This window comes from Vibrio sp. ZF57, from assembly GCF_001691235.1.
Classification (GTDB): domain Bacteria; phylum Pseudomonadota; class Gammaproteobacteria; order Enterobacterales; family Vibrionaceae; genus Vibrio; species Vibrio crassostreae_C.
Genome location: NZ_MAKD01000040.1, coordinates 125,013 through 148,047 on the forward strand (window position 1 = coordinate 125,013; position 23,035 = coordinate 148,047).

Below are 23,035 nucleotides of genomic sequence, written 5' to 3' on the forward strand. Positions count from 1 at the left end.
TGATGGAAAGTGGTATGCAGAAGCTAGATAGAGGGCTCGATCGAGAAGGGTTCATTCAAAATCTTTATTCGCCAAAGAACATTGCGCCTGAATTTCAAGAAGTGGTGTCAGCAGTCGTTGATTCGTTGCTAAGAGAACTTCCAAGTCAAGTTGATGGTATCTACTTGTATGGAAGCGTGCCTAGAGGAACGGCCATTGTTGGTCGCTCTGATTTGGATGTTTCTATCGTACTCGCTACGCCTGTTGGTCAGAGAGAAAAGGAAGTATTTAACCTACTTTCCGGCACCATACCCCAAACCTATCCGCAAGTGACCAAGCTTGATATCGATCCTGGCTTCCTGCGGGATGTTCTGCAACCCACGGAAAAGTATCACTGGCACTTTTGGATCAAGCATTGCTGCTGTTGTGTTTGGGGGAATGATTTATCTAATGAGTTCCCACTATACAAACCAAGCATTGAAATCGCTCAAGCTCTCAATGGTGACTTGTCTACTTTTCTTGAGCACATGCCCTCGAGTTTCAAAACAATGACTGATGCGGATATCGTTAAGGTAATTGGTAAAAAGTTAGTGCGAGCGGCGTATTATTTTGTGGCTGAGCAAGACGGCAGTTGGTACACCAATCTGAGCCAGTGCGCTGCAGTCGCCAAGCGCTATTACTCCAATCAAAGCGACGATATTGAGCTAGCTCATCAATACGCTCTCGGAAATTTGATATCTAAAACAGAAGCTTTTGAATTGTATGAAAGGCTGAGTAAAAAGCTTGTTGTAAATTAAGCATTAACACAAGCTAGAACAACAAACTTAACTACCTTTGTAACGGCTTTAGGAAAATTAGATGGATGTCCACGAGTGTGTTTCTTTTATCATGCTGAAGGAATCGCAGGTATTACTAGAAAAGCGTAGTGAGTCTAGGGAGACCGATCCCGGTTTAATCACTATACCTGGCGGCCATATTGAACACGGTGAAAACCAGGTTCAGGCGCTGTTTCGTGAACTTGATGAAGAGCTTAATGTTGTTCCGATTGATTACCAATACTTGTGTTCGCTTTACCATCCTACGAAGGAACTTCAGTTGATTCATTATTTTATCGTGAGTGACTGGAAAGGAGATATCACCGCTCAAGAGACTGATGATGTTAAGTGGTATTCACTAGGTTCAGCTCCTGTTGGTATAGCAGCCGATGGTATTGCTTTGAAAGAAGTAGAGCGCGTGGGTAGGTATCTTTAGTTTGGATTCGATAAGATGTTTTGGACGTTTTTTGAGGGCTCAAAAACGGTGAAACCCCGATGTTGGTAGCATCGGGGTTTCGAATTTCTAGATTTCTCGACTGGTAAGATCGATTATCTTTTCTATGCAGAAGGCTGGATTAATCCAATCTTATTCCTTGGTAGGGAATTAGATGCGGATGAAGTCCATGTGCTCAACTTTTGGCTTGAACGCGTGACGTTGAACGTCTTGTGGCTTAACCTTAACTTCTGCGCCGTCAATCAGTAGAGTGATTGCTTCGTAGAATTCAGGCTTGTCCATTTGGTTGATCACGTCAGCGTGAACAAGTTCGATAGCTACAGCTTCAGCTTCGCCACCGTAGATTACAGCTGGGAATTTACCAGCGTGACGTAGGCGGCGGCTCGCACCTTTACCTAGTTCAGTACGTACTACTGCTTCAAATTTCATAGTTTTACTCTCAAATTAGTAAAAATTAACTTCACACCTCAATGCGACCTTGAGTGTGTGGTAATGCTTAAACATAAAAGTTCATGCTTAAGCGAGCGCGGATACTAACATCACATTCCAATATGAGCAAGTCAGAAGCCCATCTCAAAGTGAATTTCCTTCGATAATGGGTTCGTTTGGAGATAAAACGTTCGCTAACGCTTGTTTAGCGCATTTTACTCCCTTTTACATCGCAATCCTTATCTATTTATATCACTGCTAAATCATCAAGTTAATGAACGGAAAATGAATGTTTGCCTAAGACTTGGTTAAGTCTTAGTTCGTTAATCTTAGTGTCAATTAAACAGCAGAATGAATAGGTGAAAATATGGAACCGGTAAGCATTGTCGTAATTACGCTAAACGAAGAGAAACGCATTAGCCGCTTAATGGAAGAGTTGAGCGTGCAAACCCACCAAGAGTTTGAAGTGATTGTTGTCGACTCGAACAGTGAAGATAACACCAGAGAAGTGGCGCAAGCTTATGAAAGTGCATTGCCAAAACTGACAGTCCACCATATGCAAGAACGCGGTGTTAGCCTTGGTCGAAACACCGGGGCTGCTTTGGCGCAATACAACAGAATCCTTTTCTTGGATGCCGACGTAAGCCTGCCTCGTAACTTCCTTGCGAAGGCGCTTTATGAGTTAGAAGAGAACAAGCTTGAAGTTGCTGGCGTATACATGAGTTCAAAAGGGCTGCAACTGGTTCATAAACTCGGTTATGGGCTGTTTAATGCGGGCTTATTTGCGACGCAGTTCTTTTTCCCAACCGCGATTGGCGCGTGTATTTTCTCAACCAAAAGAGCACATGAAGAGATCGGTGGTTTCGATGAAGAGATTGTCCTTTGTGAGGACTGTGATTATGTAAAACGTGCGAGCAAAACATGGCGATTTAGATTCCTAAATATGACCTTTGGCTTTGACCCACGTCGATTAGATCAAGATGGTGTTGTGAAGACGGGTTCAACTTACCTTAAAGCCAATGTAAGACGCTTCTTTAAAGGCGAAATGCGTAACAACGAAATGAACTACAAGTTTGGTCACTACAAAGAACAGTAAGCATTGAGGTTGTTATGTTTGATGGACTAGGGTTGTTTCTGGGAGCATTGGGTGATGCTCTCATTGGCCCAAACCTATTTGTACCGGGAGAGCCGTTCTTTATCGCAGCGGGCTTTCAACTGTATTCAGGTGCATGGATGGCGTTGGTTTTGGTGATGCTAGGTGGTTTGCTTGGTGATCAACTCAGTTATTTCATTGGTTATAAATACGGTGTTAAGGTGCAACGAAGGCTCATTAAGTTTCGCCCTAAAACCAAAAGATTAATTGCGCGCTGCCGCTATCTGGTTGCTCGCAAAGGCACATACATCATTCTTTTTGCTCGTTTATTAGGGCCTATCGCTTGGGTTGTGCCATTTATAGCTGGCTCGCATCGTGTACCGTGGCGTAATTTTAGTGTGTTGGCGTTTATCGGTTTGGCCCTTGGTGGAGGGCAGTTCATTGCTTGGGGCATGTTACTGGCGCACGGCGTTGAAAACTTCCCGTGGCTTAATAGCCTTAAGATATTTATCTCGGAGCATAATAGCTTGATCGTTGGTGTGTTCGCGGTATTAGTCTTCACCATTATCGGTTACCGAATGAAGTGGCGATGCTTAGTACTTAAGTCTAGTGCGCTGTTGTTGGCGTGGGTATTGTTTGCGAACTACGCTCACTTTTTCTGGAAAGCGGATGACTTTCAGAATCAACCAGAGACGGCTCAAATAAACAAAGTCGACTGGAACTCGGTTACCTATAAAGCGTTCCCCGGTAAATCTTCGTTCTACTCGGCGCAAGCGATCAACGTAATTTATGTTGGAGCAACCCCAAGAGACTTAATGAAGCAATTAGGCTGGATAGAGAATCAAACCTTCTCTCGAAATGAGATTGAATGGGTTGGTTATCTCGCATTGCTTAGAGAAAAAACGCCGCCAGTGTCTGATTTATATTGGCGAGACAAGCCGCAAGATATGGCTTTTCAATTGCCGGGTAACCTGATGAAGCGCAGCCATATTCGTTGGTGGCGTGCAGGTGTTGATATTAAAACTAACCAGCCTCAGTGGTTAGGCGCAATTAGCTATGATGATGGCCTTAAAGTCACGCCTTACTCAGGCATTGTGACCGTGCTTCATAACATTGACCCTAATGTTGATGAAGAGCGAGATCGGCTTGCTAATCAGATACGAACGTTACTACCAGACATCGAGTTAGACAAGTACCCATTAGCAACGGTGGAAGTGATCAATGACGATCATGACTATTACACTGATGGCCGGGTATTAACGATTGGAGCAACGACCCTTAGTGATAATTCACAAACTTTGGATGTTGCTGTGAACGATATATAGAGTTGTATATAAGGTCGATAGAATTAAGCCCTAGCATTACGTTAGGGCTTATTGTGTTTAACTTTTACTTAGCTTGTTCAGCCTTTACTTACTTTAAGCACCAGAGAAGCTTTTAAGCCGCCCATTGAGCTCTTGCTGAGCGTTAGGCTGCCTCGGTAACTGTGTGCCATTTCATTTACGATATTAAGCCCTAAGCCTGTTCCTGGTGTGGTTTCATCAAGTCGGACGCCACGTTTGGTCACTTGCTCAAGCTTCTCTTCAGGAATGCCTTGGCCATCATCTTCAATCACCAACTCTATATTGCCATCGTCGAGTTCATTTGCATGGACGCGAATAATGCTGCCAGCCCACTTGTAACTGTTCTCGAGTAGGTTGCCGACCATTTCATCAAGGTCGGTTTTTTCTACCGCCACTTCAATCTCAGAGTCTAGCTCGTTAATTATGGTGACTTCGTTGGCTGCGTAGACTTTATCAAACGCCATTGAGATAGCTTCAACACGCTCACAAGGTGAAGACTTCACCGAAAGAATGTTCATTGCACCTGCCATACGAGCGCGGCCAAGGTGATAATCAATTTGGCTTTGAATCTGATGAATGGGCTGTTGCAGCAGTGCCTTGTCATCCTCTGGAAGTCGCTCTATCTCATTTTTTAGAACTGAAAGCGGTGTTTTCAACGCATGAGATAAGTTACCCGCGTGGTTACGAGCTCGTTCTAATAACTCTTGATAGTGAAAGAGCAGGGCATTGAGGTCAGAGACTAATGGAGAAACCTCTTTCGGGTAGTTATCGCTTAACCCTTGTTGCTCGCCGTTTCTTAGCATTACCAGTTCGCGTTGCATCTTGCTGAGCGGTAATAACGACCAACTGACTTGAATACCGATCAACATCAGCACGCCAACAAACAGCAACATTAGGATCAACCAGACTTGACCAGTAAGCTCTGTCAGTGTGGATTCTAATGGATCTTCATCAATACCAATGGTGATCGTGACAGGGTCGCTCAGTTCAGGCAGGTAGATATCTTGCTCGATGTAAATCAGCTTTTCTTTCTCTGGCCCTTTGACTGATGTGTGAATCGGTGAACGCTTGATGGTGAGGTCTTTATCCCATAGCGAGCGAGATCGAATGATCTGCTCTTGGGTAGCGGCGCGCCAATAAATACCACTGTAGGGCTGGTTGAACCTAGGATCAGACAGACGCTCTGCCATGATCAGGTTACCACTGTCATTGGTTTCGATATTGGCGGTTAACTCATCCATGGTTAAGCCAAGCTGCTGCTTCATGTCATCGACGAGGTAGTCGTTAACCAGTTTCGGAATCCCAACACCAGCCGCTAATATCATCGCACCTAGCCAAAAAGCCGCAGCAAGGAGCAAGCGGCTTTTTAAACTGATGTTTTTAAGTGTTCGTTTCTTTAGATTCATGCATTTCCAACCTGCCTTTGCTCATCGTAACTTATCGTATTGCGATGATCAGAACAGGCTGTCCACTTAATTAATGGTTGCTCTTGGCGTGATTGACGACTGAGCTATTCAGCATTCAGTTGGTAGCCAAGGCCACGAACGGTTTTGATGATCTTTGGTGCGATTTTCTTACGAATACGACCGATGAACACTTCAACCGTGTTTGAGTCTCGGTCGAAGTCTTGCTTGTAGATATGCTCAACCAACTCAGTGCGCGAGATAACCTTGTTTTGGTTATGCATGAAGTACGCGACAACTTTATATTCCAGCGCCGTGAGGCTAACTGCTTGACCTTGCCACAACACTTTAGAACTGCGTGTGTCTAGGCTTAGATCACCGATTTGAAGTATCGGAGCAGCACTGCCTGATGCTCGGCGCAGTTGAGCTCGGATACGGGCAATCAGCTCGACCATCTCAAATGGCTTAGTTAGGTAGTCATCAGCACCGGCGTTCAAGCCCTCAACACGTTGAGTTAGCGTGTCACGAGCACTTAAGATAATCACTGGCGTGTTGATGTTTTCGTCTCGAATGCCTTTTAATACCGTTAGGCCGTCAAGCTTAGGTAAACCTAAATCGAGGACAATCGCGTCCCATTCTTCTGACGTTGCACGGTAGAGTGCGTCGATACCATCTTGAGAGAGCTCTGGAACCCAGTCGGCCCCCTCAAGTGTTTCAATAATTTGTTGGCCCAAACGAGGCTCATCTTCAACGACTAAAATTTTCATAATTGTTCTTCTAATTTCTTCTAATGACTGTTCGTCGTGCTTAGCTCTTCGTCGTACGTAACTAGTCGCCGTGTTTAATTGCGTCTTTAAAGTTGCGGCCTTTGATCATAAGCATTTCTAACGTCTCAGCGTTGTATTCGACTTTGATGATGTTGTTTTGGTAATTGATTTTTAGTTCATACACCCAAATGTCGTCATCTTCTTCTAGTTCTACTTTAATGATTCTGCCATGAAGATCGTTTTCAACCGCCGCATACATTTCTGAGAAAGGGCGAATGTAGCCTTCTCGTACGGCTTCATAGACTTCGTCTTGATCTTCTTCAAATTCGATGCTGGTTCCTGCTTTGTGAACGTCCTGCACTAATTCATGACCATTATGATGTGAGTCAGCCCATGCACCAGCAGAAACAAATAAGCCTAAGCTTATAGAAAACAAAGAAATCATAGCTTTACTAAACATAGCGAATCCTAGAGAAGGTTGATAGCGTTCAGTATAAAAAAGTAATTCTGAACAGAAAGTGAACCTGATTAATAATGAGAATTTGATACCGAAAAACTTAACGTTTAAATGGCGCGGGTTTTAATACATAACACTAACTGCCGAGTGTTAAGAACGTAAGACTTACCTTTATTCTTATCCTTAACGCTGCTGTAGTTCGTCTTCGAATATCTTGTCTCTCATTTTCCAAAAGCGTCCGACTTTACGTGCAATCACGAATTGAGGTGGGCGGAATCTATGTTGGTGAGCAACCACTTTCGTCGGTGAGGCTTCTTCAAAAGGGCGATGTCTGTCTGCAAGGTGAGGGCGAACAAACTGGTCTTTGAAGTTTTGCTTCTGCTTTTTGGTGGTTAATGACCAAAACTCATGCACTTGCGCTTGGTTTTCCCCGCGATAGGTGACTTTAAGTTGTGATTTACCTTTGTCGTCTTTAAGCACGTTGAGATCCATTTCTAAACATTCAAATACCAATGCATCTTTTAGGTTCAGTGCTTCTTTTAGTTTTTTGTCTGGGTCAACTAAGGTGGCATCGCACTCATGGCAAATGCGCGCGGCAATGTCGTTGTCCGCACCACATTCACCGCAATATTTCGCTCGGAAACGATAGTTGCAGTGTTCGCGTTCGCCTGTGTCTTCATCGGTAAAGTAGCCTTGGCATTTACGACCAAAGTGCTCAAGCAAGAAGCCATTGCTGTCTAGCTTACCCCAAAAGTTGTTATTGAAGCCGCACGCCGGGCAAGGAATGGTGATGATTTCACTGTCTGAATCGGGTTTAGGGTCGCCAACCTCGGGTTGGTAAAGGTCGTAACTGTTGCCCGCATAGTCGAGCACCAAACACTCTTTCTTACCCGGCGATAGGCGTAAGCCACGGCCAACGATTTGTTGATACAAACTGATGGATTCTGTCGGGCGCAAAATCGCGATTAAATCGACGTGTGGCGCATCAAAACCTGTGGTTAATACCGATACGTTAACCAAGAACTTGATTTTACGTTCTTTGAAGTCGCTGATTATTTGGTCACGCTCGAGCGTCGGCGTATCGCCAATCACAATTGAAGCTTCACCTTCTGGTAATAAGCCGAGGATCTCTTGCGCGTGTCGAACGGTCGCAGCGAATACCATGATGCCTAGTTTATCTTGGGCTAGGTGAATAATCTGATCGACAATCTGTGGGGTCGCTCGTTTCGATTGCTCGATCACCATGTCGAGTTCTGCTTCTTTGTAGCGACCAGTGCTCGCGGGCTTTAACTGCGAAAAGTCATAGCTCAACACGGGTGCATCAATCATGCGTGCAGGAGTTAAGAAACCTTCATCGAGCAGGTAACGAATCGGCAGCTCAAAGATACAGTCGCGGAAGAAACGTGGCTCATCTGAACGCACTTGACCGCGAGTGTGGTATTGATAAATCCAACCCATCCCAAGACGATATGGGGTCGCTGTTAATCCAAGCACCTTGATGCCCGAATTATTCTCGCGTAAGTGAGTGATGACTTTCTGATAACTACTGGTCTTTTCATCGGGAACACGGTGGCATTCGTCGATAACCAACAGCGAAAATTGGTTAGAGAATGAATCGAGATTTCGCACCACAGATTGCACCGAAGCAAACACGACTTGTTGGTCGGTCTCTTTGCGTCCTAAACCCGCAGAGAAAATCGAGCCTTTCAGCCCGTAACCTTCATACTTTTCATGGTTCTGTTCAACCAACTCTTTTACGTGAGCAAGCACCAACACTCGACCTTTCGCAAGCCTTGCTAACTCTGCAATCACAAGGCTTTTTCCTGCACCTGTCGGAAGCACGAGCACTGCCGGAGTTTGGTGTTTTCTGAAGTAATGAATCACTGATTTTACAGAATCAGCTTGGTACGGGCGGAGTGTATACATATCGCGTCTTGTAAGAAGGAAAACAAATAGTGTGAAATAGCTCAACTAATTGAGCAAAGGTGACTATAATACCCGACTTAGATTAGTTGAGGTATTCATGCGTTTAGATAAATTTCTGTGCGATGCATTAGGCGTCACTCGAAGAGAAGCAACACACTTATTAAAATCCAAGGCAGTGACAGTAAATGATGTCATTCAAAAAAGCGGCTCACTCAAGGTAACTGAAGAGTGCGTTGTGGAATGGCAAGGCAATGAACTGAATGTTCACGGCCCACGTTACATCATGCTTTATAAGCCAGAAGGCTTTGTTTGTTCGCATGAAGATGGCGCAAATCGTATCGCGTTTGAATTACTTGATGAAATCAAAATGGACAAGCTGCACTTTGCTGGCCGTCTAGATATTGATACAACAGGTCTTGTATTGATTACCGACGATGGTAAGTGGTCTCACCGTATCACTTCGCCAAAGCACAAGTGCGAGAAGACGTACCGTGTTTGGTTGGTTGAACCTGTTGAAGACGATTACGTTGAAAAATTCAAAGAGGGCATCCAGCTTAAGAGCGAAGATGGCCTAACACTTCCTGCACACCTAGAAGTTCGTGCAGAGCGTGAAGTATTGCTAACGATTCACGAAGGCAAATACCACCAAGTTAAACGTATGTTTGCTGCTCTTGGTAACAAGGTAGAAGCACTACACCGTGAACGTATTGGCGAAATTGAGATGGACGAATCTTTAGAGTTAGGTGAATACCGTTACCTAACGCAAGAAGAAGTCGATTCAATCTGGAAGTAGTCCTTAGCTAGAAGTTGCTCTTAACAAGAAATTGTTCTTAACAAGAGACCACTTTTGCTGGAAATAGCCCTTTCGTTGTAAAGCCGACCATGGATAGCGTCGGCTGATGATGTTGACTGGTACTAGGAAAGTCTCAGCCAATCTTTGACTCGCGTACTCACGCTAGTCCCTAGCTCTATCAGTTGAACATTCGGAGAACCATGCAAACATCGACCTCACAGAGCCAAAGCTCCCAACTAGAAACACCTCAATTAGGCTTAGTGCTGTTTTTGATTCTAGGTGCGATTGGTGCACTTACTCCGCTAGCCATTGATATGTATCTGCCAGCGATGCCGACCATTGCTAAAGATCTTGGTGTGACGGCGGGTGAGGTACAAATCACGCTAACAGCCTATACCGCAGGTTTCGCGCTGGGGCAGTTGCTGCATGGCCCGTTGGCGGATAGCTATGGTCGCAAGCCTGTACTGCTTATTGGTGTGTTCTTGTTTGCTATCGCTTCTATGGTGAGTGCGACAACTCATGGCATTGAAGCGCTGACTTACATCCGTACCGCTCAAGGTTTTGCTGGTGCTGCGGCGGCCGTTATCATCCAAGCGGTGGTAAGAGATATGTTCGATCGTGAAGATTTCGCAAGAACCATGTCTTTCGTTACTTTGGTGATGACAGTTGCGCCATTGGTTGCTCCGATGATTGGCGGTTACTTAGCGTTGTGGTTCGGTTGGCGTTCAATTTTCTGGGTTCTGGCTATTTTTGCGGTGATCGTGATTCTGGCGGTATCGATGAAGATCCCAGAAACGCTTCCTGCAGAAAACCGACAACCATTGCGCTTTAAAACAACGATTCGTAACTATGCTCGACTGTGTAAGAACCCAACGGCGATGGGCCTGATTTTCTCTGGTGCATTCTCATTTTCAGGGATGTTTGCGTTCTTAACGGCAGGTTCATTCGTTTACATCGATATCTATGGCGTTCGCCCTGATCTGTTTGGCTACCTGTTCGGCTTGAATATTGTTGCTATGATCTTGATGACGAGCATCAACGGTCGAATCGTTAAGAAAGTGGGCTCTCACGCTATGCTCAGAGTCGGTTTAACCATTCAACTGTTTGCGGGCTTAGGTCTGTTAGTCGGTTGGATGTTAGATATCGGTTTGTGGGGTATTGTGCCATGCGTGATGCTGTTTATCGGCACACTGTCTACCATTGGTAGTAACTCAATGGCACTGCTTTTAAGCGGATACCCGAATATGGCCGGCACAGCTTCTTCGCTTGCAGGCACATTAAGATTTGGTACTGGTTCTGTAGTGGGGGCAATTGTTGCTATGCTACCAAGTGACACTGCAGGGCCAATGGCTATGATGATGGCAGCATGTGCAATACTGTCAGCATTACTATATTGGACATTAGGAAAGAAGGCATAATGTCAAAATACTATATTGAAATTCAGAAGTTAGTGAACGATGCGCTGGGCGAGCTGTATGCTCTGCATAAGTCTGGTAAAGCGATCGACGCACCTATCGCGAACAACCTTTATCTTGTTCGTTGGGTAACAAAAGCGATTAAATCTCAAGCTTATGATCGCGTGATTGTGCCTGACTTAGTTCGCTGGCAGAAACAGGGTCGCTCAAAAGGCAACAACTCTGATTTAACTTTTACCTTTAAACGTATTTCTGCGTTTTACGGACGTTTTTTCCCTGAAGGCGAAGAGCCTAAAACGCTAAAAGACAGTGATGTTGAAGCGTTCATGGACAAAATGTACGAGATGGGTTGGAGCGTATCGAGTGAAGACGAGCTAACGACTGGCGGCAAGATTCAATTCTTCACCGATGGCGAGCACTCTTTTGCTTTATGCGGTAAACAGTGTGACGACTCTTTCGACGGGGAGTTGATGGTTAAGCCAATGAACTGGTTTGTTCGTGGCAACCATGCTGAGTTCATCCAAGCGGCGATGGAAGCGGGCTTCATGCTTCACAAAGTAACGGACTATAAGTCTGCGGTGAAGTATCACGGTGAATACATCGTTTACCCTGCTAACCAAGGCAACCAACTGGCTGAGATCCCAATTAGCGTTATCGGCTAATAGCGGATTCGAGATGAGAGATACGAAGAGCGGAATTATCCGCTCTTTTTTGTCTCTCATAGCGCGTGTCGCTAATTTGCTGTTAAGTCTTTTCGCATCCCGTTACCCGAATCTCGCATCTGCTTTTAATCCTGTTCTTTAGCCTGCTTCTCAATTGCCTTCACCATGCCTTTAAAAATAAACAGGTGGGCTGGCATCATAGCAAACCAATACAGTAACCCTAGAAAGCCTTTAGGGTGCCACCACGCTGAAATGTTCAGCTCGCGAGAGTCACCGTGGTCAGAGACGGTAATCTCGAGTCGCCCTAAACCGGGGCCTTTCATACCGAAAAGCAGGGATAAAAACTGATTCTCTTCACAGCGAATGACCTTCCATGAATCGATTTTGTCACCGACTTTTAGGTTGGGCCCTTCTGGCATTTGTCGAACCGGTACACCGCCACCGAAAAGAACATCCAACCATTCGCGTGTGCGCCATAAAGTGTTAGCAAAGAAGTAACCTTGCTTCGGGCTTCCGATTTGCTGAGCAACATGCCAAAGCGATTCCAATGAAGCGCTTGAGGTGATACTTGCGCCTGTTTTCTTCGGGTAATAGCCATACCCAGCTTGCCAGCGTTTGAATGCGGTTTTATCAAAGCCCCATACATTGCTTTTGACAAAGTTTCCTTCAGCGTGAATGGCTTGTTCAACCATATTTTCGAACGAGATAAGCTTCTGAGGGTACTTTTCTCTAATGATGGTCGAACTGGCGATGAAGTCGTGCTTTAAGCCTGCAAGCAGTGCTCTACCTATGTTAGACGGTACAGAAGTCACCACACCTAACCAATATGAAGCAATCTTTGGTGTCAGTAGCGATGTCGCCCATAGTTTGAGTGGACGATCGGCGGTTTTAGCAATATGAGCAAATTGGTTTCGGTAAGAGACAATATCCGGCCCGCCAACCTCAAAGGTTTGGCTTTCGCTAGGCGTGTCTTGTGCGAGTTTTAGTAAATAGTGGTTCAGGTTCTGCAAAGCAATCGGGTTGGCTTTAGAGTCAACCCATTTTGGCGCAATCATAATCGGCAAGTTGTACACGAAATCTCGCATGATCTCGAATGCCGCAGATCCTGGGCCAATGATCACGCCAGCTTGAAGTTCGGTAACGGGTACAGGCCCTTTACGAAGCAATTCGCCGGTTTTCTTTCTCGCTTGAAGGTGCTCTGAATCACCAGTCTGAGGCTGTAAAGAACTCAGGTAGATGACGTGTTGATTCTTTGGCCCAAGAGCAGAAACAAAGTTACGGGCTAAGTTCAGCTCATAATCGATAAAGTCGTGGCCTTCCGCCATGCCATGGACGAGAAAGAAGATAAGATCAAAGTCGGGGACTAAGGCTTGTGTCGCAGCTTGATCGGCCAGATCAAGATACTCAAGCGATAAGCTTTCGTGAGGCTCGGTCCGTGCCTTTAAATAGTCGATATGCCTTGCTGCTGCCGTGACTTGATAGCCTTGCTCAAGCAGGAGAGGGAGGAGTTGCGAACCAACATATCCAGAAGCGCCTAAAACCAGTACTTTCTTCATTGTTACTCCATTTATATCTGTGGTTAAAAACCGAACATTGATATAATAGCGCGATATTTATCTTTATTCATCAATACGTTCCGTTTAGGTATCTCTCTATGTTGCTCTCTTCAATTATTCATCACACACGAGGTGATTTTGTTCGCAGGCTTATTGCGATTGCACTGCCCATCACCTTGCAGAGCATTATGTTTTCAAGCCGAGGCTTGGTGGATGTATTGATGTTGGGCCAACTTGGCGAAGCAGACATCGCAGCTGTGGGGGTGGCGAGCCGAGCGATGTTCGTGACGACCATTATGCTGGTGGGTGTTACCACGGGCGGTGCTCTTCTTACTGCTCAATATTGGGGCGCGGGTAACAGACAAGGTGTGAGAGAAAGCACTGCGCTGACGTGGCTGGTGTCGACACTGTTTGCTTTACTGACTATCGCGTTTTTCGTTTCATTTCCTGGACAAATCATGGGCGTGACGACCGACTCTCAAGAGGTCATCAACTTAGGCGTTGAATACATCGTAATTACGTCATTTAGCATGCTAGCGGTATCGTGTGTCAGCAGTATGGCTGTGGGTTTGAGAGCGATGCACAAACCCGGGCTAAGTACATTTTTCAGCGGTATCGGCATCCTGTCTAACGTGTTCTTAAACTGGGTGCTGATCTTCGGTAACTTAGGCTTTCCTGCGCTTGGAATCAAAGGTGCGGCGATTGCGACGGTACTGAGTGGCGCGATTGAAGTCGCGACTTTGTTTGGTTATCTCTATTTCTCTAAGCATTTATTAGCATTTAAGTTTTGCGATATTAAAGCGGCAGCTTCGATTGATAAGGTGGTTCGCTTCTTGAAGCTGTCTCTGCCGACCACGTTTAACTTCTTAGCATGGGCGGGTGGTTTGTTTGCTTACCACGCAATCATGGGGCAATCAGGTGTACAAGGTTTGGCGGCACTGTCAGTAATGACGCCGGTTGAGTCTATCTCGTTGAGTCTATTGATTGGCATGTCGAATGCAGCTTCTGTTTTGGTCGGGAATCAACTTGGCGCAAAGAATAATGAAGCGGTTTACTATCAAGCTCTCGGCCTAACCATTTTGTGTTTCTTGACCAGTATTGTTGTGGCGGTCTTCCTTTATTTTGTGCAAGTACCAATACTTAATGCGTTCAGCGCGTTGACTGAAGAAACCAGAGCGCTCTCAGAGAAGTTTATTCTCATTTTAAGTGTCGGAATTGTTATCCGTTCTATCCCAATGACAGTGATTGTAGGTGTATTGAGAGCGGGTGGTGATGTTAAGTTCTGCCTCTATCAAGACTTAATCGCTCAGTGGGTGATTGGCATTCCATTGGCCGCGATCGCTGCTATTTATTTCAAGTTCCCGCCTGAATGGGTGTATTTACTGTTTCTTACCGAAGAAGTCATAAAGTGGGGCGGTTCGCTCTATCGAATGAAAACAAGAAAATGGATTAAGAACTTAATAGGAAGTTGAAGTGAGGCGCATCAATCTAATGACTTTCTCGTTGGCGTGTGATCTATCTTTCAAAATACTTCCTCATAACAGGGAATTAGTGTAGATTCTCCTTCCAAATTCTAACTAATGTGAGCTGTTTAATGTTAAAGCTGTCAGACCTATGTAAAGGCTATGTCGACGGGGGGGAGTTCCACCCTGTTTTGCAAGGTGCTGAGTTAACATTAAACCAAGGCGATCAACTCGCATTAATGGGAGAAAGCGGTTCAGGGAAAAGTACATTATTGAATCTTATCGCGGGTTTAGACCTAGCAGACTCAGGTGAAATTGCTTTTCCTCATTTCAACATGCACGCCTCCACTGAACGTGATCGTACTGCTTATCGCCGAAATAATATTGGCCATATCTTCCAGCAATTCAACTTACTGCCAACGCTTAATATTGCCGATAACATTCGCTTTTGCCGTCAATTAAAGGGTTTACCAGAAGATAAAGGACTCTGGAGACAAATTCTTTCTGCTTTAGACCTTATGCCTTTACTGGGGCGTTATCCTGAAGAGGCGTCTGGTGGCCAACAACAACGTGCGGCAATTGCTCGTGCTTTGTATATGGAACCTAAAATTTTGTTGGCCGATGAACCAACAGGAAGCTTAGATGAACGTAATGCGGAAGCGGTAATGCGTTTGCTTACTTCTTTGGCTCGTCAGTTAGAGTGTACCTTGTTATTGGTGACGCACAGTGAAAAAGTAGCGCTCCATATGGATGGTCGTATCCGTCTACAAGGAGGGCAACTGCATGTCATGGCCCGTAGTTAAGGCACTACTCGGTCACTATCGACGTTACCCACTTCAGATTATTTTGGTATGGCTTGGTTTAACCCTTGGCGTATCACTTTTGGTTGGTGTTACTGCCATCAACCAACACGCCAAGCAAAGCTATGCGCATGGCGAGAAACTTTTTTCGAATCCTCTTCCTTATCGTATTCGACCAAAACACAACGCTAATAAAATCCCGCAAGGTTTTTATATCCAACTTCGCCGTGAAGGTTTTCAACAGTGTTCTCCTCTTGATCACCATCGTATCACTGATGAAAATGGCGCAAACTTCATGGTTGTCGGTATAGATCCTGTTTCTATGCTTCAGCTACAACCTGGTATAGCGTTAAAAGATCTCACCGCTTTGAATCTCATGAAGCCACCATATCCAATCCTTGTCAGTGATGATCTTGCTGAACACATGGAATGGCACAACGGCGATTACATCCCTTTGATGGATGGTTCTGAACTTGGTCCTGTGGTTGTTGATCAAAATAATATGATTAATGGTACAAGGTTGATTGCGGATATCTCCTTGCTCCGAATGCTTAAACGCAGTGCTGGGCTTTCAGTGATTGCTTGTTCAGACATGCCCACTGAGAAGTTTGAACGTCTTAAAAATATGTTACCTAATGGTTTGACGATCTCTCGTAGCTCTAAGGCAGAGCTTGAGTCGCTGACCAGTGCGTTCCACTTAAACCTAAAAGCGATGGGTATGCTGTCGTTTGTGGTTGGTTTATTTATTTTCTATCAAGCGATGTCGTTGTCATTTATTCAGCGCCAACCGTTAGTCGGAATCTTAAGACAAACAGGTGTATCGGGCTGGCAATTGGCTAAAGCGCTTTGCTTAGAATTGTTGATATTGGTCGTACTGAGCTGGATCTGCGGTAATTTATTCGGTGTCATGTTAGCCAACCAATTGTTACCAGCGGTATCTTCAAGCTTAGGCGACTTATACGACGCCAACGTTGGCTTAACGATCGACTGGAATTGGCAATGGAGCGGCTACAGCTTATTGATGGCGTTACTTGGTGCGTTTTTAGCGTGCGCTTGGCCATTGGTGCGCTTGCTTAGATCACAACCGATTCGTTTGACCTCTCGCTTATCTTTGATGCGCTTTGCGGGTACGGAGTTTACTTGGCAAGCATTGATTGGCTGTGGTTTCTTGGTTGCCGCTGTCGCCGTGTATCAAGCCCCTCAGACTCAAGAGACGGGTTTTGCGATTATCGCGCTAATGCTGATCAGTGTGGCGCTATTTACCCCGTTTTTGATGTGGAAGTTATTTAACAGCCTCTCTTATTCGTTGCGCTGGGTTCGTGCTCGCTGGTTCTTTGCTGATGCAGCCTCCAGTATGAGTTACCGTGGCGTGGCGACGATGGCCTTTATGTTGGCCTTAACAGCCAATATTGGTGTAGAAACCATGGTCGGTAGCTTTAGAGATACCACTGATAAATGGCTAACACAGCGTTTGGCAGCCGATCTTTATATCTACCCAACCAACAATGCCGCTGCTCGTATGAGTAATTGGTTATCTGACCAACCTGAAGTGGATTCGGTTTGGTGGCGTTGGGAGAAAGATGTTGCGTCTCCAGTCGGTAGTATTCAGGTGGTCAGTACAGGCCCTTCTGAAGGCGAACTAGAAGCGCTGACGATCAAATTAGGTATTCCGAATTACTGGTATCACTTACATCACTCTAAAGGTGTGTTGATCAGTGAATCGATGTCTCTCAAGCTGGGGATTCGCCCTGGCGACTACATCGACCTCTATGACAGTCTCGGCTCTGGTTGGCAGGTTGTCGGTGTCTATTACGATTACGGTAACCCTTACCATCAAGTCATGATGTCGCATCGAAATTGGCTGTATGGGTTTGCAGGGCGGGGAAATGTCGGCCTTGGCGTAATACTCAAAGACGATGTGAATTCACTAGGGCTTCGCAACCGATTAGAAAGTGTATTCAGGCTTGGTTCTGAGCGTGTTTTCGATAATAACAATATTCACAGTCAAGCGATGCGGGTGTTTGATAGAACGTTCGCGATTGCAGATACACTAGGCAATATCACCTTGGTTATCGCCGTCTTCGGTATCTTCTTCGCGACGGTTGCGGGTGAAGTATCTCGCCAAAGGCATATTTCCTTGCAGCGCTGTTTGGGTGTCTCGGCGAAAGAACTGATCCTGACAGGTAGTTTGCAGCTGTTTGTGTTCGGGCTTATTTCCTCCTTAATTGCGATTCCGCTCGGATTAGCGCTAGCGAGCCTAATTGTTGATATCGTGATAAAGCAGTCTTTTGGGTGGTCACTTGAGTTACAAGTGATTCCTTGGGACTATTTGCAGACATTTGCATGGGCCATGGCAGCATTGATGCTAGCTGGTGCTTTACCAGTGATGAGAATGATTCGGAACACTCCGATGAAGTCACTGAGGGATGCGCTTTAGTATGTTTTTACGGAATACTTCAACTAAGTTAAGACAACGAATTCTGTCTTCTCTGCTATTAATCAGTTTCTTCGGCATCTTTTTAAGTGTTTGGGGTTATTACTCCTATTTCATCGATCCTGGTGAAAAGGACGTGAATGAAGTTAACTCAATATTGGTTAATGAACACTTCAATGTGTTCGAACCTGTTTTGCCAGACCGTAATGTTTCGCTACCACAAGATTTTAAGTTCCACCCAGAGTTTCAGCACGAGTGGTGGCATTACTTTGCATCTTTGAAAGGTGATGATGGTAAAGACTATTCGGTCCAGTGGAGCTTTTTCCGTATCGCAACGGACGAACGTGAAACACCAGGGTGGCAAAGCCCTCAAGTCTATATCTCAAATGTAGTGGTCTCTTCTAAGTCCAAAGTATGGAAAGAACAGCGCATGGCTCGTGGCGGCATTGGCCAAGCGGGAATGACTAATCGTCCATTCAGGCTTTGGATTGATAACTGGAACTGGCGTGCACTCGGCAACACCCCATTCCCAGGACGCCTTCAAGTGCAAACAGACACGTTTGGACTTGAACTCGACACCATTGCAAAAGGGCCCTATGTGTTCAACGGCGATAACGGTTATCAGAAAAAGCACGACTTATTACCTGTCGCGTCTTATAACTTCAGCGCTCCATTTTTATCGTTGAGTGGTGTGTTGAACCTAGACGGCGTTACCAAGGAAGTGGAAGGAACTGCGTGGGTACATAAAGAGTGGGGCAGTGGCTTACTTGGAGTGGGCCAACAAGGTTGGGATTGGTTTGTATTTAACCTCGATGACGGCACAGCGCTGAGCATTAACCGCTATCGTCATAACCAACAGTTGCCTTACATATTCGGGACATTAGCAACGCGCTCAGGCAAAGTTTACCAATTAACGGAATCCGACATTTCCATTCAACCATTGCAAAATACAACGTTGATGAATGGAAGACGGATGCCTTTGCAGTGGATCATTAACGTCCCTAAGCATGATATCAACCTCACAACGCGTATTATACGCAGGGATATGTGGCTTCCATTTGTCATACCATATTGGGAAGGGCCGATTAAGGCGAGCGGGAGTCATGAAGCGACAGGCTTTATGCAGTTAACTGGCTACTAAAAAACACCTAAGGCTATAATTTGATAGCCTTTTTTATGCCTGCGCCTTTTAGCGTCCCCCAATGAATTGTGCATACAGGTTCGATGATCTCATCTATACTTAATTCATGGTGCATAACAACATTATGGTATATACGACGTATTGTTTAGTATTTGTAGGAAAAACCGAAGTTAAACATCCGAAGAAGTGATTATCTATCAATTAAACTTGGATATAAACTCGTGGTTATTCTTTGTTATTCGTTTATTTAAATAATAAATATAAGGGCGAAATCATGACCGACGTCATCCGTGACTTCTTTAAAATGGAATCTGCTGGCGGCATCATACTAGTCATCGCTGCGGCGATCGCAATGTTTGTAGCAAACTCACCACTGAACGAAATGTACCAAGGTGTACTTCACAGTTACGTTCTTGGTATGTCTGTGTCTCACTGGATTAACGATGGCTTAATGGCTGTCTTCTTCCTTCTAATCGGCTTAGAAGTTAAGCGCGAACTTTTAGAAGGCGCATTAAAGTCTAAAGAGACAGCAATCTTCCCAGCTATCGCAGCTGTGGGTGGTATGTTAGCTCCTGCACTTATTTACGTGCTATTTAACTCAAGTAACCCTGAAGCGCTTCAAGGTTGGGCTATCCCAGCAGCGACTGATATCGCATTCGCATTGGGTATCATGGCTCTTCTTGGTAACCGTGTACCGGTAAGCTTGAAGGTATTCCTGCTAGCACTGGCAATTATCGATGACCTAGGTGTTGTTGTTATCATTGCTCTGTTCTACTCAGGCGACCTATCAACACTTGCACTTACAGTTGGCTTCATCGCGACTGGTGTGTTGTTCATGCTAAACAACAAGCATGTAACTAAGCTGAGTGTGTATCTCATTGTTGGTGCAATTCTGTGGTTTGCAGTATTGAAGTCTGGTGTTCATGCAACGCTGGCTGGTGTAGTGATTGGTTTTGCTATCCCACTGAAAGGCAATAAAGGTGAACATTCTCCGCTGAAGCATCTAGAACATGCTCTGCACCCATACGTCGCTTTTGCAATCTTGCCAGTCTTTGCTTTTGCAAACGCAGGTATTTCATTGGAAGGTATCTCAATCTCAAGCCTAACAGGTATGCTACCGCTTGGTATCGCTATGGGTCTATTGATTGGTAAGCCTCTTGGTATCTTTGCATTCAGCTGGGGTGCGGTGAAATTGGGTGTTGCTAAGCTCCCTGAAGGTGTGAACTTTATGAACATCTTCGCAGTATCTGTCCTGTGTGGTATTGGTTTTACAATGTCTATCTTTATTTCATCACTAGCATTTGGCCCAACGAATGTAGAGTTTGACACACTAGCTCGACTAGGCATCCTGATGGGATCTACAACAGCTGCAATTCTAGGTTACTTCCTGCTAAGCGTTTCTTTACCGAAAACAGCAAAGCAACAAGAAGTAAAACTATAATCAGCGGTAGGCTCGTTTAACGGCGAGCCTATTCACTGATTAACAAGCTAACTTCTGAGTAGCAAGACGAGTCACAGAATCATCCTCCCCGATTCATGTGACAGCAAAGAACAAAAAAGCCGTGATAGGGTTTCCTATCTCGGCTTTATTGATCCTAACTGCTAGTATTTTTAGTTTGGTTAGTTATTGATGATCTAAAACTCCTAGATTCAACTCATTATTTTGATCGGCATGAATTGCGGATCGTTTTGGATGACCAGAGTGACAGTGTCATGTTATTTTTCTAGCGTGGTAAATATGGTCCACTCCTCGACGATCTGCTCATTCAGCCCGACAACCGTTGCTGTTACTCGACGGTTCAGTGCATGAGAAGTAGCATCGTTGCCATCGCTCTCTAAGCGGTTTTCACCGTAACCGACAACTCTTACTCGGCTCGGGTCTATACCATTCGACAATAATTCATCTTCAACGTGGTGAGCGCGCTTCTTTGATAACTCTAAGTTGTATTCACTCGCGCCGACTTTACTGGCGTAACCTTGAATTTCTATCGATGCACTTTGGTAGGTTTCTAAGAACTCAGCCATGGTAGTGATTTGATCTGAGAAGATAGGGTTAACTTCATAAGAGTCATTGGCGAAAAGGATGTTCAGCTGTCTGATTTCTTCTGAGCGTATAGTCTCGCCACAACCTTCATTATCAACTAATGACGCTCTAGGTGTACTTGGGCAGGTATCTCGTGCATTGACCACCCCATCATTATCATCGTCTTGCAGGTCTGAAATTTGCTCCGCTTCTGGCGTTTCTATATAGGGCTCTTCATTTTGGCTAGAGCATGCACATAGCGTTATCGTTAATGCGGAAAGCAATAAGTAAGGTATTTTCATCATTAATACTCCACGGCCGTTGTCCACTCGTCTGGAATGTCGACCAGTAGAGCGTTCAATAGAGAGCCTGTCGCGTTCATTACACGGTATTTAGCGTACTGTTCAGAGTAATGCGCATCTAAGTAATCTTTACGGGCTTCAAACAATTCGTTTTCAGTGTTAAGCAGGTCAAGGAGTGTACGTTTGCCGATTCGATATTGTTTCTCATAAGCGATAACGGTTTCTGACGCCGAATCCACGTGATCAGATAAGAAGTTCTTTTGTTGCAACGTCAGATCCAATGCACTCCAAGATAGGCGAAGGCCTTCTTCCACTTGTCGATAAGCACGATCTCTTAGATCCTTCGCTTTATTAAGTTGGTAAGCTGCAGCTTCTGAATTAGCACTATCGGTACCACCGTTGTAGAGGTTGTATCGCATTCTTAACATTGCCAACGTCTCTTGGCTCGAACCTTCATCGCCTCCCGCATCATCGCGCCATGATTGAGATGCCTCGATAGAGAACGTCGGGTAGTTAACCCCTTTTGATTGTTTGTACTGGAAGTGCGCTGAATCGACATCTGCAGTCGCGACTTTGATGACTGGGTGTTGGTCCAGAGCATCAACAAGCGCGTCTGATAATGACAGAGGAATCATAGAAATATCGGCTCTTGGGTAGACTAAGCCAAGCGGTTCTTGACCCACTATTCTTCTAAATTGGGTGTGGGTATCAATTAGGTTGTTCTGTGCGGCTAATAAGTTGCCGTGAGCTTTTGCAATCCTTGCTTCTACCTGAGATACATCTGCGGTTGAGCCTATGCCTGAGACTGCACGCTTTTTGATGTCTTTATAGATTTTCTTGTGGATAGCGAGGTTACTTTCCGAAAGGGCTAAAACTTCAGTTGCTTTGACTGCGTCTAAGTAGATCTGTGTGACCTCTAGCGCTTTGTCTTCGGCATCCGCGAGCAATTGCAAACGAACCGATTCTGCTTCTGCGGCAGTACGATCAATATCATTGAGAGTCGACGAACCATCCCACAACAACTGAGTGAGGGATATGGTGGCTTCCTTTCGTGTGAGATCGGTATCAGGACCGTTGTTTGGCACAGGGTTTATGCCTTCATAGCCAATACCAGCATCAAGATCGATACTCGGCCTATAAGCACCACCTGCGGCATCGTTTCGTTTTTGTACACTCACAAACTCATTAAAAATACTTTTTATCTCAGGATTGGTAGCCAAGGTAATGGCAACAGCCTGTTCTAAAGTCTGAGCAGAGAGTGGGGTTGCAATAGCTAAGCAACAGATGATGGGTAATTTAAACAGTCTCAAAGTAGGTCTCCTTCTACTTTTAAAAGCTCCCTCCTCCTCCCAACTAGCGTTTAACTACTTAATTGAGAAGGGTATTAAACGAAGCTTAGGACATCTGCTAGAAATTGCTAAGTTTGTTGGCTTTATTTCGAATGTAAGTCTCTATCGCTATTGATTAATTTACCAGTTGTGACAGGTGGCAAGCTTCGAGTAGATGTGTTGAAAATAAATGCAAGGCTAGAATTCGGCTTGGGCAGAGATTGGTAAACGTTGGTTAGGAGGTTGTTTGAAATACGTATCTCAGTGATAGCAATGTGCCAAGCGTGGTAGTTCGATTTTTAGTAAAAAATGACAATATAAAAAGAATCGATCGCGCTGTTTAGTTTGTAGTTGTAGCTGTGAAGAAGGGTAAGTAAGGTTTCACCCTAAACAACAAACAAAAAAAAGGTTCATCGCGGATTAGCGGGAACTAAAAACAAAAACGGTAGTAA

Annotated in this window: 20 protein-coding genes; 12 read left to right on the top strand and 8 right to left on the bottom strand. The window is 45.0% G+C overall.

The genetic code is table 11. The features are described from left to right. Window positions 1-14 precede the first annotated feature (14 nt). Together A6D97_RS04455 and A6D97_RS04460 are read left to right on the top strand one after the other, a co-directional pair. Window positions 15-776 (top strand): nucleotidyltransferase domain-containing protein, encoded by a 762-nt coding sequence (locus A6D97_RS04455; protein WP_065583906.1) that lies wholly within the window; start codon window positions 15-17, stop codon window positions 774-776. A gap of 61 nt (window positions 777-837) precedes the next feature. Further along, window positions 838-1,230 carry an NUDIX domain-containing protein gene (locus tag A6D97_RS04460; RefSeq protein WP_017060354.1) on the top strand — a complete coding sequence of 131 codons (393 nt, stop codon included), beginning with the start codon at window positions 838-840 and terminating at the stop codon, window positions 1,228-1,230. A gap of 168 nt (window positions 1,231-1,398) precedes the next feature. Here A6D97_RS04460 and rplY read toward each other — a convergent pair whose 3' ends face one another. Then, complete coding sequence (gene rplY / locus A6D97_RS04465; RefSeq protein ID WP_017060373.1) at window positions 1,399-1,677, bottom strand: 50S ribosomal protein L25; 279 nt, start codon at window positions 1,675-1,677, stop codon at window positions 1,399-1,401. Window positions 1,678-2,044: 367 nt separating this feature from the next. Between rplY and A6D97_RS04470 the strand changes: the two genes are divergently transcribed. Then, complete coding sequence (locus A6D97_RS04470) at window positions 2,045-2,773, top strand: glycosyltransferase (RefSeq protein WP_065583898.1); 729 nt, start codon at window positions 2,045-2,047, stop codon at window positions 2,771-2,773. A gap of 14 nt (window positions 2,774-2,787) precedes the next feature. Beyond that, window positions 2,788-4,095 carry an LssY C-terminal domain-containing protein gene (locus A6D97_RS04475; protein ID WP_017070602.1) on the top strand — a complete coding sequence of 436 codons (1,308 nt, stop codon included), beginning with the start codon at window positions 2,788-2,790 and terminating at the stop codon, window positions 4,093-4,095. A gap of 77 nt (window positions 4,096-4,172) precedes the next feature. On the opposite strand, the gene A6D97_RS04480 is transcribed toward A6D97_RS04475, so the two are convergent. The 4 genes from A6D97_RS04480 to A6D97_RS04495 all read right to left on the bottom strand — a co-directional run bounded on the left by A6D97_RS04480 (window position 4,173) and on the right by A6D97_RS04495 (window position 8,666). Beyond that, window positions 4,173-5,519, bottom strand: a complete 1,347-nt coding sequence (locus A6D97_RS04480; protein WP_017060376.1) for an ATP-binding protein — start codon at window positions 5,517-5,519, stop codon at window positions 4,173-4,175. Between the two features lie 104 nt (window positions 5,520-5,623). Continuing rightward, entirely contained in the window at window positions 5,624-6,283 is a 660-nt protein-coding gene (locus tag A6D97_RS04485; RefSeq protein WP_017060377.1) for a response regulator transcription factor, read from the bottom strand. Window positions 6,284-6,344: 61 nt separating this feature from the next. After that, window positions 6,345-6,743: a membrane protein gene (locus A6D97_RS04490; RefSeq protein WP_017066076.1), complete on the bottom strand. Its 399-nt coding sequence runs from the start codon at window positions 6,741-6,743 to the stop codon at window positions 6,345-6,347. A gap of 180 nt (window positions 6,744-6,923) precedes the next feature. Next, window positions 6,924-8,666, bottom strand: coding sequence for a DEAD/DEAH box helicase (locus tag A6D97_RS04495; protein WP_017065396.1), 1,743 nt, complete (start codon window positions 8,664-8,666; stop codon window positions 6,924-6,926). Window positions 8,667-8,763: 97 nt separating this feature from the next. Here A6D97_RS04495 and rsuA point away from each other — a divergent pair, with 97 nt between their 5' ends. From rsuA to A6D97_RS04510, 3 genes are all read left to right on the top strand, one after another. After that, window positions 8,764-9,459, top strand: a complete 696-nt coding sequence (gene rsuA / locus A6D97_RS04500) for a 16S rRNA pseudouridine(516) synthase RsuA (protein ID WP_017060380.1) — start codon at window positions 8,764-8,766, stop codon at window positions 9,457-9,459. A 200-nt stretch (window positions 9,460-9,659) separates the two neighbouring features. Beyond that, window positions 9,660-10,877 (top strand): Bcr/CflA family multidrug efflux MFS transporter, encoded by a 1,218-nt coding sequence (locus tag A6D97_RS04505; protein WP_065583899.1) that lies wholly within the window; start codon window positions 9,660-9,662, stop codon window positions 10,875-10,877. Beyond that, entirely contained in the window at window positions 10,877-11,536 is a 660-nt protein-coding gene (locus tag A6D97_RS04510; RefSeq protein ID WP_017060382.1) for a DUF2913 family protein, read from the top strand. The genes A6D97_RS04505 and A6D97_RS04510 overlap by 1 nt, the downstream gene beginning before the upstream one ends. 125 nt (window positions 11,537-11,661) lie before the next feature. On the opposite strand, the gene A6D97_RS04515 is transcribed toward A6D97_RS04510, so the two are convergent. Then, complete coding sequence (locus tag A6D97_RS04515; RefSeq protein ID WP_017065397.1) at window positions 11,662-13,092, bottom strand: DUF2867 domain-containing protein; 1,431 nt, start codon at window positions 13,090-13,092, stop codon at window positions 11,662-11,664. 98 nt (window positions 13,093-13,190) lie between these two features. On the opposite strand from A6D97_RS04515, the gene A6D97_RS04520 reads away from it, so the two are divergent. The 5 genes from A6D97_RS04520 (at window position 13,191) to nhaA (ending at window position 20,371) form a co-directional block, all read left to right on the top strand. Beyond that, entirely contained in the window at window positions 13,191-14,564 is a 1,374-nt protein-coding gene (locus A6D97_RS04520) for an MATE family efflux transporter (RefSeq protein WP_065583900.1), read from the top strand. A 122-nt stretch (window positions 14,565-14,686) separates the two neighbouring features. Beyond that, window positions 14,687-15,358, top strand: a complete 672-nt coding sequence (locus tag A6D97_RS04525) for an ABC transporter ATP-binding protein (protein ID WP_010441489.1) — start codon at window positions 14,687-14,689, stop codon at window positions 15,356-15,358. Further along, on the top strand, window positions 15,339-17,792 hold the full coding sequence (locus A6D97_RS04530) for an ABC transporter permease (RefSeq protein ID WP_065583901.1): 2,454 nt from the start codon (window positions 15,339-15,341) through the stop codon (window positions 17,790-17,792). Before A6D97_RS04525 ends, A6D97_RS04530 begins: the two co-directional genes overlap by 20 nt. Further along, entirely contained in the window at window positions 17,782-18,930 is a 1,149-nt protein-coding gene (locus tag A6D97_RS04535; RefSeq protein WP_065583902.1) for a lipocalin-like domain-containing protein, read from the top strand. The genes A6D97_RS04530 and A6D97_RS04535 overlap by 11 nt, the downstream gene beginning before the upstream one ends. Before the next feature lie 274 nt (window positions 18,931-19,204). Then, a complete protein-coding gene (gene nhaA, locus A6D97_RS04540; protein WP_010441484.1) occupies window positions 19,205-20,371 on the top strand; it encodes a Na+/H+ antiporter NhaA in 1,167 nt (388 codons plus the stop codon). Window positions 20,372-20,646: 275 nt separating this feature from the next. Here the strand turns inward: nhaA and A6D97_RS04545 are convergent, their stop codons facing one another. Further along, window positions 20,647-21,258: an OmpA family protein gene (locus tag A6D97_RS04545; RefSeq protein WP_010441482.1), complete on the bottom strand. Its 612-nt coding sequence runs from the start codon at window positions 21,256-21,258 to the stop codon at window positions 20,647-20,649. Continuing rightward, window positions 21,258-22,565: a TolC family outer membrane protein gene (locus tag A6D97_RS04550; protein ID WP_065583903.1), complete on the bottom strand. Its 1,308-nt coding sequence runs from the start codon at window positions 22,563-22,565 to the stop codon at window positions 21,258-21,260. The genes A6D97_RS04545 and A6D97_RS04550 overlap by 1 nt, the downstream gene beginning before the upstream one ends. Window positions 22,566-23,035 lie beyond the last annotated feature (470 nt).

Excerpts from the sequence above, each read along its gene's own strand:
- nhaA (WP_010441484.1), top strand. The coding sequence starts at position 19,205 with ATGACCGACGTCATCCGTGACTTCTTTAAAATGGAATCTGCTGGCGGC.
- A6D97_RS04505 (WP_065583899.1), top strand. The coding sequence starts at position 9,660 with ATGCAAACATCGACCTCACAGAGCCAAAGCTCCCAACTAGAAACACCT.
- A6D97_RS04490 (WP_017066076.1), bottom strand. The coding sequence starts at position 6,743 with ATGTTTAGTAAAGCTATGATTTCTTTGTTTTCTATAAGCTTAGGCTTA.
- A6D97_RS04480 (WP_017060376.1), bottom strand. The coding sequence starts at position 5,519 with ATGAATCTAAAGAAACGAACACTTAAAAACATCAGTTTAAAAAGCCGC.
- A6D97_RS04470 (WP_065583898.1), top strand. The coding sequence starts at position 2,045 with ATGGAACCGGTAAGCATTGTCGTAATTACGCTAAACGAAGAGAAACGC.
- A6D97_RS04525 (WP_010441489.1), top strand. The coding sequence starts at position 14,687 with ATGTTAAAGCTGTCAGACCTATGTAAAGGCTATGTCGACGGGGGGGAG.
- A6D97_RS04520 (WP_065583900.1), top strand. The coding sequence starts at position 13,191 with ATGTTGCTCTCTTCAATTATTCATCACACACGAGGTGATTTTGTTCGC.
- A6D97_RS04485 (WP_017060377.1), bottom strand. The coding sequence starts at position 6,283 with ATGAAAATTTTAGTCGTTGAAGATGAGCCTCGTTTGGGCCAACAAATT.
- A6D97_RS04535 (WP_065583902.1), top strand. The coding sequence starts at position 17,782 with ATGCGCTTTAGTATGTTTTTACGGAATACTTCAACTAAGTTAAGACAA.
- A6D97_RS04455 (WP_065583906.1), top strand. The coding sequence starts at position 15 with ATGCAGAAGCTAGATAGAGGGCTCGATCGAGAAGGGTTCATTCAAAAT.
- A6D97_RS04515 (WP_017065397.1), bottom strand. The coding sequence starts at position 13,092 with ATGAAGAAAGTACTGGTTTTAGGCGCTTCTGGATATGTTGGTTCGCAA.
- rsuA (WP_017060380.1), top strand. The coding sequence starts at position 8,764 with ATGCGTTTAGATAAATTTCTGTGCGATGCATTAGGCGTCACTCGAAGA.
- A6D97_RS04475 (WP_017070602.1), top strand. The coding sequence starts at position 2,788 with ATGTTTGATGGACTAGGGTTGTTTCTGGGAGCATTGGGTGATGCTCTC.
- A6D97_RS04530 (WP_065583901.1), top strand. The coding sequence starts at position 15,339 with ATGTCATGGCCCGTAGTTAAGGCACTACTCGGTCACTATCGACGTTAC.
- A6D97_RS04495 (WP_017065396.1), bottom strand. The coding sequence starts at position 8,666 with ATGTATACACTCCGCCCGTACCAAGCTGATTCTGTAAAATCAGTGATT.
- A6D97_RS04510 (WP_017060382.1), top strand. The coding sequence starts at position 10,877 with ATGTCAAAATACTATATTGAAATTCAGAAGTTAGTGAACGATGCGCTG.
- rplY (WP_017060373.1), bottom strand. The coding sequence starts at position 1,677 with ATGAAATTTGAAGCAGTAGTACGTACTGAACTAGGTAAAGGTGCGAGC.
- A6D97_RS04460 (WP_017060354.1), top strand. The coding sequence starts at position 838 with ATGGATGTCCACGAGTGTGTTTCTTTTATCATGCTGAAGGAATCGCAG.
- A6D97_RS04545 (WP_010441482.1), bottom strand. The coding sequence starts at position 21,258 with ATGATGAAAATACCTTACTTATTGCTTTCCGCATTAACGATAACGCTA.